Consider the following 12,463-nt stretch of genomic DNA (forward strand, 5'->3'; position numbering starts at 1 on the left):
GACCGCGCAGCATCACGACAAATTTGTTTACTTACAGCCTAGTTCAAGCTCTGGCGCGGAGGAAAAATCACTTACCGGATTCCCGTCTGTTGCGAAAAAACAACAATTGCCCATGAGGATTCAAGCAGATGTTCCCGTTGTAACGATTCTGCAGGTTCTACCTGATAATCAAAGAGTGACGCCTTCCGCCGCACTTTGAGGCGATCTGGGATCTACAGGCGGCGCAGATAAGTCGCGAGGCCGGATCGTCTGCGGCGCAGTCTCTTTCAAGAAAAGAAATTCGCTTCCCGCAGAATCACCCGACTCTGGTAGCGGCACTTTTGCCTGCGCGATTGACGTCTGATCCAACTGCAGGCGTTCAAACCAGGCATCCGACTCATCGCCGAACACGTCGGCAACAATCTCTAACGCTTTCGTTTTTTGCTGTTCCGATCCAAACTGCTTCCAGATCAGCCGCGCGATTTCCACTCCCTTTTCATAAGACCGGTTTCGGTTCAGCAATTGCAGAATGATCTTCCAGGACCGAAAAGGTTCTCCTTCGGTGCGATACAGACTCAATGCCAACTCCGCACCAATTTTCGGTTCACCAGGCGCCAACTCCATTCCTTTCCTCAGATACTCAATCCGCTGGGCAGGGTCATCCTCGAGCCGCGCCAGATACCAATAGTATTTTCCGTTCCAGACGGGATGGCAAACCAGATACGTACAGGGAATCAAGAGCAACTGCGCGAACACAAACGAAACGCGCAACAGTCCGGCAAAGCGAGACCGATTGATCAAAACCGCGCCCGCTAATAACCCATAAAGAAACCCTGACACATGCGCGGCATTCGCAATATTCAGAATCCCCAGATAAGTGAAGACAAAACACAAAATCAGCCAACCCAGTCCCCAGGTAATTTCACGCTCGGTAAATTCTTCTGCCAGATCAGGATCGGTCCTCCGGAGCACCATCAATAGCCCGAACATGGCGAAGGCGCCCCCCGATAGCCCCACGGGATAATGTTCAAAATAGTATTCCGGCAGCAGCGAAATAAACGTCGCCAAGATCAGAAAGGCGGCATACATCCAGGCACGCATTCGAGGCTCGATCAGTCGCCCCAGATATCCGATGGCAAGACAGTTCATCAGCAGATGCAACAGATCACCATGATGAAAACCGCTGACCAGAATCCGCCACCATTCCCCCGCCCATAAATCAAACGGACCGCCGGTTGGGAAATCGTCTTCCTTAATTAAAGGGTGGTCATACACAAACACCAGCGGCTGCACCGCCCCCAGTTTCCATAATGCCGTATCAAAGACGCTATCAGCGGGAGTCCCCTGCTGGATCCGATACACCTGAACCGCCAGAAACAGCCCGATCGCCACCGCAATATAAGAGGCGGTGATCGGATATTTAGAACAGATTTTTCTCAAATTCTGAAACATATACGGGAATTCAAATATTGGTCGAAAAAGGGAACTGCCGCCAAGAATAGCTGATTTGCACGCGTTTGACACTATTAAAGGAAAACGAGACTCAGGAACTTCATGAAAAAAGATCTCTCTTTCCCCATCTGTCATTTTTCGTTACAAAACGCATCTGAATTTCTTCATAAATCATTTTGTAGACACCGATATGATCCATTCAGGCTTCCGCCGAATTCCCTGGTCCATTCTCTGCTGCATTCTCATCCTGATGGGATGCGGACTGGCGGGAATCGCGCGCGGAGACGAACTTGCCGGTCAGGGACATTATTTTCAAAAACAATGTGTCTGGATTTTGATTTCCCTCCTCGCGCTGGGGGGCACCATTCTGTTCCCCTATCGCAACTTGCGAGGCGTCAGTTACCCCCTGTTTCTGGGAACCCTCGTGTTACTGATTGCCGTCTTTTTCATCCCCGCCGTCAATGGTTCGCGGCGCTGGATCCCACTCGGTTTTTTCAAATTCCAGCCTTCCGAACTGGCCAAAATCACATACATCCTCGCTTTGGCACATTATCTGATGTACCGTCAGAATTATAGACGAATTCCGGGTCTGATCGTACCCTTCATTTTGACCTGCGTCCCCGTCTTTTTGATATTACGCGAGCCGGATCTGGGAACGTCCCTCTTATTCTTTCCGATTCTCTTCGCCATGCTGTTTTCCGCCGGCGCACGACCGCGGCATCTCATCACCATTGTCATGTTGGGAATCTGCACACTCCCCGTTCTCTGGCTGGAAATGAACCCGGAACAAAAATCCCGAATCGTGGCCCTGTTCACACAACGAGATGGCGGAGAGCTTCCTAAGGGAGACGGATATCATCTCTACCAGTCGAAACAAATGCTCGCACTGGGAGGCGTCTGGGGCAGTGAGATCGCCGGCATGCCCGTCGATGATCCCGCCGCCTATCATCTTCCTGCCGGACGCACCGACTTTATCTTTTGTCTGGTGGGCGAACGCTTTGGAATCATGGGCTGCCTGTTTGCACTGTCCGTCTTCATCTTTCTGTTTTTCCGCGGCCTGCAAATCGCCACCGCGACACGTGAACCGTTCGGGAGACTCGTTGCCGTCGGCATCGTCACCCTATTGGCGTCTCAAACGATCATTAATACCGGGATGACCGTCGGCTTAATGCCCATCACAGGCATGACGCTACCCCTGATGAGTTACGGAGGTACCAGTATGTTAAGTACCTGTCTGGCACTCGGCCTGCTGATGAATATCTGCATGCATCCGGGTTACGAAATGAATGCCGAACCATTTCGTTTTTAAACCCCTCTATGACTGCGTTAGACAAGAGGCGACCTGTCGCCACTCTTTTCGATACGCCAACAGAAAAATAGTCACGCGTACACGTTCCCTGGTTACCGATATGCAGATACAATTCAAGATGATTCGCAGCACGTTCAGCGATCGTGCTGCCTCCCGCTTTCGCATGTAGCAAGAAACTCCGATGACATATACAGATTCCGAATTCGCAGCAGCACAAGCCAGAATTCAAGCTGCCTATGATCCTGATTTATTGGCGGCCGCCAGCTTGAAGTTCTCCGAATTAATTACGGCACACGCACAGTCAATTCAGACCGAAGACAGCATCGTCTTAAACTGGCATCATCCGCTCGACAATATTGTATCAGCCCGACAACGTCTGCAGACTCACGACAACACGGATTCAACTCCCGTCTCCCAGCAAGACACGATTCAGGAATTCCAGCAACTCGTACAACTGATGCTGGATCGAGGACACAACTTACAAAATCCGCGTTATATCGGTCATCAGGTCCCCGCTTCATTGCCGCTGGCCGGCTTGTTCGATGCGATCACGTCCGTTACTAATCAGGTGATGGCCGTTTATGAAATCGGCCCCTGGGCTACTGCCATCGAACTGGCCTTAGTCGAAATGGTCGGCAAAGAAATCGGATTCACGCCGGGGGAATTTTCCGGCCTGGTCACGCACGGCGGCTCCCTGGCCAATCTGACCGGGCTGCTCGCCGCACGGAATTTAGCTTGTCCCAAATTCTGGACGGAAGGATCACAGGCACAATTCGATTCAAGGCCCGTCATCCTGGTCTCCAGCGACGCACATTACAGTGTGACGCGTTCTGCCGGCATTCTGGGAATCGGTGCTGACAACATCATCAAAATTCCGCTGGATGAACAACGCAAAATTCAACCGGCGGCGTTAAAAGAGCTGATCTTGAAATGTCAGAATGAAAATCAAACCATCATCGCCGTTGTCGCCTGTGCCTGTGCCACCCCGATCGGTGCCTTTGACCCTCTAAATGAAATTGCCGACTTGTGTGAGCAATTCCAACTCTGGTTGCATGTCGATGCTGCGCATGGGGGACCGACTTGTTTCTCTCAACAGCACCAACACCTCACAGCAGGACTGCACCGCGCAGACAGTGTGGTCTTCGATGCACATAAAATGATGTTCATGCCGGCCTTGAGCGCGTTTCTTTTTTTCAAAAACAAAGCACACCAGTTCTCCGCGTTCCAGCAGCAAGCCCCCTACCTGTTTGATCCCTCCGCACCGGAGATTGCTGAATACGATCTCGGCTTACGAACCATTGAATGCACCAAGCGTGCGAACAGTTACGCACTTTGGGGTATCTGGTCTCTGTTTGGTAAAGGCCTGTTTGCGGATCTTGTGGATATCACATTCGCAACAACCCAGATTTTTTATTCGCTGCTTGAGCAGGCTGCTGACTTTGAAGCACTACACAAACCCGAGTGCAATATCGTCGTCTTTCGATATCAGGCACCGTGGTTACAGGCGCTGCCGCTCGAACAGCAGAATCTGTTTCATTTTCAATTGCGCAGGCAACTGATTGAATCAGGTGAGTTTTATATCGTACATTCCGTTCTGGACGGACAAGCCGCTTTTCGCATCACAGTGATGAATCCGCTCACAACCAAAGTGCATCTTTCACAACTTCTGGAAACGATTCGCGACAAAGCCAGTGCTCTGCAGCACGCTTTTCCCGTCACTCAACAGGCAGATCCCTGCGAACAGACTTGACAATTAAGTCTGAGATCGAAAGAATCATCGCTCAGAAAAGACAATTGCCATCTTAATTGTTATAATACTTTTTTATCATTACAAAATACGTTTCATTTGAACTTACCTTCAGGTGGATTCAAAGACTAACGGAGAAGTGAGATTATGAGCGGCCCCATAGTTCGTACCGGTACAACACCTAAGTTCTGGGAAAATTACGATAAAATTTTTGGCGAGACTCCCAAAAAAGGTGCGAAAAAGAAAGCAGCGAAAAAGGGAAGCACAAAAAAGAAAGCGGCAGCGAAATCTTCGACCGCTAAGAAATCGGCTAAAAAGTCTCCTGCCAAAAAATCGCCAGCAAAAAAAATAACGGCCAAGAAAGCAACAGGCAAGAAAACGGCGAAAAAGAAAGCCAAGAAAAAATAGGCGCTCGATTGGTTGCGCTCTCTCAGCCAGTGTCTCTTTTGGATTTCATTTGATGGCTTAACAAGGTGCTCAAGTTCAGTGAATCCTGAATCCACAGCTTCCAGATTGACGCCGCAAGCCATTCTTATCATTGCATTGATCGGCGGCTCTTTTGCCGCCGATTCGTTCTTGCGGTTCCCGATTCCCGGAACAAATGAACCACACTATCTCTGCAAAGCCAAACACTATTGGAATCCCCAGTGGTGCGCCGGAGATTTTTTTCTCGAATCGTCTAACGCACATTCCGTCTTTTATCAGGTCGTCGGCCTGCTTCCCCAACGGCTGTCACTGCACGACACAGCACTGCTCGGCAGACTGGCAGGCTTTTTGCTATTGGCGATTGGCTGGTTTCGACTCTTCCGGGTATTAACGCCTGGCCTCTGGTCCCCGTTAATCTCTGCCTGGATCTATCTGGGCATCGCCGCGATCGGCAATTTCTCGGGCGAATGGATCATCGGCGGCATCGAGTCCAAAGTGTTTGCTTATGGGTTTCTGTTTTTATCTCTCGCCAACGCCAGCGAACAGCGCTGGAACCGCGCCGCCATCTATGGCGGACTCACCATCAGCTGGCATCCCGTTGTCGGAGTCTGGGCGCTGTTATGCAGTGCGTTTTCACTTCTCTGTCTCTGGTTGATGCAAAAGAAATCACCAACTCGAATCACACTCCGGGAAGCAGTCTCAAAAGGCATTCCCGCATTGGGATTACTCATTCTCTGCGCACTCCCCGGCCTGATTCCTGCCGTCAATCTTCTGCTGCACAGCGATTCCCGTGACAATTTTGCAGCCAACTATATTCAGGTCTTCTACCGCATTAAGCATCACCTCGACCCGATGGATTTTCACACCTTCGGCTACCTGATGTATGCAGGACTGCTGGGGCTCTGGTTCTTCCTGAGACGAAAACAAAAGACCACGTTTGCCAATCGCTTCTTTCAATGGTTTATCCTGGGCACGATCGGATTAGCGTGCATTGGTTTTTTACTCGGAGCCGGGCCACGGCCCGCTTCAGAAATGCCCTATTATACATTTCGCATGTCACTCTTAAAATTCTATCCGTTTCGTCTGTTCGACGCGTTGCTCCCACTGGCAGTCACGATGGCGCTGGTCAATTCGATTTCTCTACGATTCTTTGAAACCAAAAAAACAGGCGGAGAATCGCCACCCACTTCGCCATCCTCGCGCAAAACCGTGATCGCAGTCTTGAGTCTGAGCATATTTACAGCCGTGCTCTACTCGGCCTGGATTTTTCCCCCCATCCACAAAATGTCTCCCGCACAGCGTAAGGACTGGATCGACGCCTGCCAGTGGATCCAACAAAATACACCTGAAACGACGCTATTTCTGACACCATCCGGTGAATCCGACTTCAAATGGTTCGCCCAGCGGCCCGAATATGTGACCGTGAAAGACTGTCCCCAGGACGCCCCCGGCGTGGTAGAATGGAATCGACGCCTGAAATACCTTCGAAAATGGGGCCAGGAGTATTATAATGAAGGCTTTGATGACCGCGCACTACAGGCCCTCAAAGAAAACACCAATATTACACACCTGATCGTCAAACGACTCGGCCCCTTTAAAACACTCAAACCCATTTATCAAAATCAAACCTATAAAATCTACGAGCTTCCCTGATCACCCACCGAGGAATGGTTCTTCTCATGCATAATTTCGACAAGTTCATTGGTTGCCGCTTTCAAAAATGGTCCCTGTCTCTGTTCCTGGGAATGACGCTGCTTCTGACGCCGTCACTACCGGTCCCACAGACAGGACAGAGCGATTCACAGCTCAGGGCACAATCGCCGTCTGTCAAGCAGGGTGACTGGCCTTACTTTCTTGGCCCCCTCCAGACAGGAATTTCTCCCGAAACCAATCTGCTCGACCAGTTTCCCGAGCAGGGACCTCCCTTGCTCTGGGAGAAAAAAATCGGAACCGGCTACAGTGCGCCTTCCGTCCTGGGCGACAAACTGGTGATTCATCACCGCCCTGATGGCGAACGCGAAGGGAAAGAAGTCATCGAATGCGTGGACGCCAGCACGGGCAAGGAAATCTGGAAGTACGAATACGCGTCCGATTTCCGTGATCCCTATGGATACAATAACGGCCCGCGGTGCTCCCCTCTATTGACTGACAAGCACTGCTACACATTCGGCGCACAAGGCAAACTGTATTGCCTGAATCTGAAAGATGGTTCACTCGTCTGGCATATTGACTGCCTGAAAGAGTTCGACGTTCCCCCCGGATTTTTCGGCGTGGGCTCGACTCCGATCCTCGAAGGCAACAAACTGATCGTGATGGTCGGCGGCAAACCCAATTCCGGTATGGTTGCCTTCGATGCCCTCACCGGGAAAAAACTCTGGGAAAATGTGGGCAAGGATGTCTGGGACGGAGCTGCCACCGGCTGGGAACGACTTCCCAAGTATAAATGGCGCAGCAATAATAAAATTTCCAGCTATTCATCTCCCTTCGCCGTCAACATTCATGGCAAACGCCACCTGCTCTGCCTGATGCGCCAGGGACTGGTTTCCCTTGATCCCCAGGACGGCTCGGTCAATTTCAAATACTGGTTCCGTTCAATGATCAATGACTCCGTCAACGCGGCTCGCCCGGTTGTGGTCGACGATAAAATTTTCCTCTCCGCCGCCTATCAGGTGGGCTCAGCTTTGCTACAGGTCAATCCGGACGGCAAAAGCTATCAAGAAGTCTGGCGTAACCCCACCAATATGATGACGCACTGGTCAACCACCATTCATCACGACGGATACCTTTACGGATTCAGCGGTCGTCATGAACGCGGTGCGACGATGCGCAGTGTCCGTCTGTCTGATGGCAAAGTCATGTGGGAAACAGACGGCACCGAACCCGTCATTGGAAAAGTCAAACGCAATGCCTTAACAGGACAGTTCCAGTGGATCGATTCCGGTAAGACAGCCCCCTGGCCTTTCTATGGACGCGGCTCTGCGATATTGGCGGACAACAAGTTCATAGTGCTCGGCGAGCGCGGCACACTGGCAATAGTAAAAGTCGATCCGGAAAAATTCAGCGAAGTCTGTCGGACGTCGTTTCCGCAAATCAAATACCCATCCTGGGCCGCGCCGGTTCTCGCCCACAAAAAACTGTATCTGCGTAGCGAAACGCATTTACTCTGTCTGGATTTCGAGAAGAAACCGACGAAATAATAATCGAAAGCTTGAGAATCTCTTAAGAGTCGGCCCCTTGAGGCGGCTGCGCGAGTTTGTCACTCGGTGTCTGATTCCAGTGCGGCCCGGTTAACGCATCCAGCAGTTCTGAATAGCTGGGGCGGCTTTCGCCATCGGTCAGTTTCAGACTGTCCGGCATATTCTTCGGCTCGTCTTTGACGCGCTGGACATTCGCGCCGAGAGTGATCAGTTTTTCTTCCAACTTCTCATACCCGCGATCCAGATGATAAATCCGTCGGATCACGGTTTCTCCTTCCGCCGCCAGTCCAGCCAAAACTAAAGCGGCACTCGCTCTTAAATCGGACGCCATCACACAGGCGCCACTCAAGCGGGAGTCGCCATTCAGAATCGCGCTGGCCGATTCACGGCGGATGTTGGCTCCCATTCGCGCTAATTCCGACGCATGCATAAATCGATCCGGAAAGACTTTGTCTGTCACAATGCTGATTCCGGGAACGCACGCCAACAGCGACATCAACTGTGCCTGCACATCAGTGGGAATGCCGGGATACGGTAGCGCGATGCAGTCGACCGACTTGAGAGGCTGCGTGACACGAATAAAAACCGATTGTTTTTTCGCCGGCTGATCGGGAAACTCCAGCTGAATCGTCACACCAATTTCCCGCAGTTTCTCAATCACCGCGGTAATGTGATCGGGACGTACCCGGTTTAATCGTACATCACCGCCCGTAATCGCAGCAGCAATCATCAACGTCGCCGCCTCGATCCGATCGGGAATCACTTCATGCTCAATGCCGTTGAGTTGCTCCACGCCTTCGATCGTCAGGAACGGAGTTCCCAGTCCCTCAATCTGCGCTCCGGCGGCGTTCAGGAAATTACCAACGTCTACGACTTCCGGTTCACAGGCGGCTGACTCGATCGTGGTTGTTCCTTTTGCCAGCGCCGCCGCAATCATTACATTGCACGTCCCGGTCACGGTACTTCCGAAGGCACCGCCCAGAAAGATATTCGCACCACGCAAGCGATCGGCCCGCGCGATGACATAACCGCGGTCCACACGAATTTGTGCACCTAACGCAGACAAACCTTTCAGGTGCAGGTCAATCGGGCGATCACCAATATTACAACCGCCGGGTAACGAAACGCAGGCCATCCGGCGTTTCGCCAATAAGGGACCCAACACGCACACACTGGCCCGCATCCGCCGCACCAGATCATAGTCGGCAATGCAGGAGGTCTCATCAACGGTCTTCAAGCGCAGCGCGCCCGATTCATCTCGGTCCACCTGCATACCCAGCGAGCCGAGGACTTGAGACTGGGTGGTCACATCCACCAGATTGGGAATGGAATGCAGAACGGTCTCCCCTTCACAGGCCAATGCAGCCGCCATCAGTGGCAATGCCGAGTTCTTGGCACCACTGACTGAAACGCAACCTGAAAGCCGCTCGCCTCCGCGAACGAGAAACATATCCATCCCTGGATCTCCTGAAGTTTTTAACCAGAACTGCTAAGCGAGAAGTATAGGAAATTCATTTATTTTAAGATAGGCAATTTTTCGCTGATGATCACCCGGGCTCGGCCTGCCAGATCTGCTTTGACACGCACATTCTCGTATTTCCCTGAAGCTTCGAACAGTGCTTTTAATGACGTTTCCTGCTCCGGAGAGAATTCCAGCATTAAAAACCCGCCGTCTTTTAAATATTGTGGGGCTTCATCAATAATTTTACGGTAAAAGTCCAATCCATCCACCCCACCCGCCAATGCCAGCCGTGGTTCGTGCTGTTTGACATCCGCGTCTAAAGTTTCGATTTCGGCGTCGGGAATATAAGGCGGATTGCTGACGATAATATCAAACACCGTTCCTTGCGCGATGTTGGCAAAACAGTCACTCAACAGGAACTGAATCCTGTCCGATAGAGCATTGCTTTCGGCATTTTTCTGTGCGATCTCCAAAGCACGTTCGCTGATATCAGTCGCCAGAAAGGAAGCTTTCGCACAATTGGCAGCCGCCGCGATGGCAATGCAACCGCTGCCCGTACAGAGATCGAGAATCGAAGGTGCCGGAAGCTGTTGCGCTGCATCCACCAGTTCCATCACCAGCGTTTCCGTATCCGGACGTGGAACCAGGACATGGGAATCGACATAAAAGTCCAGCCCGAAGAACTCACGATTCCCCACGAGATACGCCACCGGTTCCGATTTGGCACGTCGTTGAACCAGCTCCCGCATCAAGCCGCGTTCCTGCTCAGAAACTTCATCTTCGTAGTTGGTATAAAGACGAATCCGCTCACATTTCCGCGCGAACGCCAACAACACTTCGGCATCCAGGCGAGGAGAATCACTTCCATGTTTTGTCAGATGTGCCGTCGTCCAGTCCAGGATACGACGCACGGTCCACGGCTCTGCTGCAGTATTTGAAGTGTGCTCCGATGAGGGTGGATTATCTTTCACAACGCGATCCATCGAAATAACAGTTGACTGTGATACGGCAAACGTCGCGTTTAATTTTTAGCGCCATCGCCGAGCAGTCGTTCTTCACGATCAAACTGTAACAAGGCTTCAACCAGTTCATCCAGGCCTCCCTGCATAATCTGATCAATTTTATAAAGTGAAAGGTTAATGCGGTGGTCAGTCACACGACCTTGTGGAAAGTTATAGGTTCGAATTCGCTGGCTGCGGTCTCCAGAACCAATCAGAGTCCGGCGCTGATCGGCCCGCTCGTCTGCTGCCTGCTGCTGCATTTGTTCCAAGACACGACTACGCAGCACGCGCATCGCTTTGGCTTTATTCTTGTGCTGACTTTTTTCATCCTGACATTGCACCACCGTCCCCGTCGGTAAGTGAGTGATTCGCACGGCGCTTTCCGTCTTATTCACTTTCTGCCCGCCGGGACCACTGGCATGAAATGTATCGAGGCGAATGTCGTCCGGTTTGATATCAACTTCAATTTCGCTCGCTTCGGGCAGCACGGCGACGGTTGCGGCACTGGTATGCACGCGGCCCTGTGTTTCAGTTTCGGGAACACGTTGCACGCGATGCCCGCCACTTTCAAACTGCAAACGGTGGAATGCCCCTTCACCGGAGATGGAAAACGTGACTTCTTTGATGCCCCCCAGCTCTGTCGCGCTCAAGTTCAACACTTCGGTTTTCCAGCCTTTTTGCGCTTCAACGTAATGCTGATACATATCGAACAATTCACGGGCGAACAAGGCGGCTTCATCCCCACCCGCTCCCGCGCGAATTTCCATGATCAGGCCACCCCGCGTGATCGAATCGCCTGCAACGACCAGATCTTCAAGCTCTTTCGTGTGTTTCTCGTGCTCTTCACACAGCTCATCGAGTTCCTTCTGCGCGTAAGCCTTGGCATCAGAATCGGTCTCTTCTTCCAGCATCTCACGCGCGACTTCAATATCTTCGGCACGCGTATTGAATAAGCGAACTTCCTGAGCCACTTTGGAAAGACCGCCATACTCCCGCTGCACTTCAACGAGCTTGGCATTGTTTGTCAGAACTTCTGGATCCTGAAGCTGTTTTTCCAACTCTTCAAATCGTTCCAGTTTTGCCTGCAGGGTGGGAAACTTCATTTACCCGAATCCACGAAGAAGCCTGTCTGATCACCTGCGTATTTCCTCGAGAACTGAACTCGACCCGAAAAACCAAAGGAACCAGACGTAAAAAAGTAAAACACACGACCATGCACTAAACGAGGCTCATACGGAACCAACTTCCGTAGAGCCTCATTAATAGACCATTCGTAAATTCGCTAAGCGTCTTCTTTCTTGGCATCCTCTGCTTCGGCATTGCGCTTGTCCCAGTTGTATTTTTTCTGGAACTTTTCAACCCGACCGGCACTGTCAACAAACTTCATCTTACCGGTGTAGTAAGGATGCGACTTGGAACTGATTTCCACAGAAACCAGCGGGTAGGTGTTGCCATCTTCCCACTCGATTGTTGCTTTGGAAGTCGCCGTTGACTGGATGAGAAACGAATCACCTGTCGAAGTATCCTTAAATACGACAGGATGATAATCTGGATGAATGTCTTTTTTCATTTTACTCAGCTTCTTTGTTACCTAATAACCTTGTCGATCTTACGGACTGCCTGCTGCCAATCCTCTATGGTGGGGGATTCTGAAAGTCCATCTTAACAGATGAAACCCCGTTTCGTTTTATCGCTACTCTCAGTAGCATGGCGTCGTTTTGCTCATGAGTCCGCTCAGACAAGTTAAACCGTCTGGGGAATCAGTTCCTAAAATCAGGAGGCAAAACAGCTTATCGTCATCTCTGTTTTATGAAACTTCACAGTTTACGTTCCGATGCACCAATGAGCAAGCGCAAAGGGCCTCCCCACTAAATTAGCGTAAACTATTTA

Annotated in this window: 10 protein-coding genes; 5 read left to right on the forward strand and 5 right to left on the reverse strand. The window is 51.2% G+C overall.

Going from position 1 to position 12,463, the window contains the following annotated elements:
* Window positions 1-168: 168 nt before the first annotated feature.
* Window positions 169-1,431 (reverse strand): rhomboid family intramembrane serine protease, encoded by a 1,263-nt coding sequence (locus Pan241w_RS16470; protein ID WP_197999972.1) that lies wholly within the window; start codon window positions 1,429-1,431, stop codon window positions 169-171.
* Between the two features lie 190 nt (window positions 1,432-1,621).
* Between Pan241w_RS16470 and Pan241w_RS16475 the strand changes: the two genes are divergently transcribed.
* The 5 genes from Pan241w_RS16475 (at window position 1,622) to Pan241w_RS16495 (ending at window position 8,110) form a co-directional block, all read left to right on the forward strand.
* Window positions 1,622-2,740 carry an FtsW/RodA/SpoVE family cell cycle protein gene (locus Pan241w_RS16475; RefSeq protein WP_145217956.1) on the forward strand — a complete coding sequence of 373 codons (1,119 nt, stop codon included), beginning with the start codon at window positions 1,622-1,624 and terminating at the stop codon, window positions 2,738-2,740.
* 181 nt (window positions 2,741-2,921) lie between these two features.
* Window positions 2,922-4,490: a pyridoxal phosphate-dependent decarboxylase family protein gene (locus Pan241w_RS16480; RefSeq protein WP_145217958.1), complete on the forward strand. Its 1,569-nt coding sequence runs from the start codon at window positions 2,922-2,924 to the stop codon at window positions 4,488-4,490.
* Between the two features lie 144 nt (window positions 4,491-4,634).
* On the forward strand, window positions 4,635-4,895 hold the full coding sequence (locus Pan241w_RS16485; RefSeq protein WP_145217960.1) for an RNA polymerase subunit sigma: 261 nt from the start codon (window positions 4,635-4,637) through the stop codon (window positions 4,893-4,895).
* A gap of 78 nt (window positions 4,896-4,973) precedes the next feature.
* Window positions 4,974-6,566, forward strand: coding sequence for a DUF6798 domain-containing protein (locus tag Pan241w_RS16490; RefSeq protein WP_145217962.1), 1,593 nt, complete (start codon window positions 4,974-4,976; stop codon window positions 6,564-6,566).
* Between the two features lie 26 nt (window positions 6,567-6,592).
* Window positions 6,593-8,110: an outer membrane protein assembly factor BamB family protein gene (locus Pan241w_RS16495; protein ID WP_145217965.1), complete on the forward strand. Its 1,518-nt coding sequence runs from the start codon at window positions 6,593-6,595 to the stop codon at window positions 8,108-8,110.
* Between the two features lie 22 nt (window positions 8,111-8,132).
* Here Pan241w_RS16495 and murA read toward each other — a convergent pair whose 3' ends face one another.
* The 4 genes from murA to Pan241w_RS16515 form a co-directional block, all read right to left on the reverse strand.
* A complete protein-coding gene (gene murA, locus Pan241w_RS16500) occupies window positions 8,133-9,566 on the reverse strand; it encodes a UDP-N-acetylglucosamine 1-carboxyvinyltransferase (RefSeq protein ID WP_145217967.1) in 1,434 nt (477 codons plus the stop codon).
* Window positions 9,567-9,625: 59 nt separating this feature from the next.
* Entirely contained in the window at window positions 9,626-10,543 is a 918-nt protein-coding gene (prmC, locus tag Pan241w_RS16505) for a peptide chain release factor N(5)-glutamine methyltransferase (protein WP_232107173.1), read from the reverse strand.
* A 50-nt stretch (window positions 10,544-10,593) separates the two neighbouring features.
* Window positions 10,594-11,676: a peptide chain release factor 1 gene (prfA, locus tag Pan241w_RS16510; protein ID WP_145217971.1), complete on the reverse strand. Its 1,083-nt coding sequence runs from the start codon at window positions 11,674-11,676 to the stop codon at window positions 10,594-10,596.
* A gap of 179 nt (window positions 11,677-11,855) precedes the next feature.
* Window positions 11,856-12,143: a type B 50S ribosomal protein L31 gene (locus Pan241w_RS16515; protein ID WP_145217973.1), complete on the reverse strand. Its 288-nt coding sequence runs from the start codon at window positions 12,141-12,143 to the stop codon at window positions 11,856-11,858.
* Window positions 12,144-12,463 lie beyond the last annotated feature (320 nt).

Origin of the sequence: Gimesia alba, assembly GCF_007744675.1 — a bacterium.
Classification (GTDB): domain Bacteria; phylum Planctomycetota; class Planctomycetia; order Planctomycetales; family Planctomycetaceae; genus Gimesia; species Gimesia alba.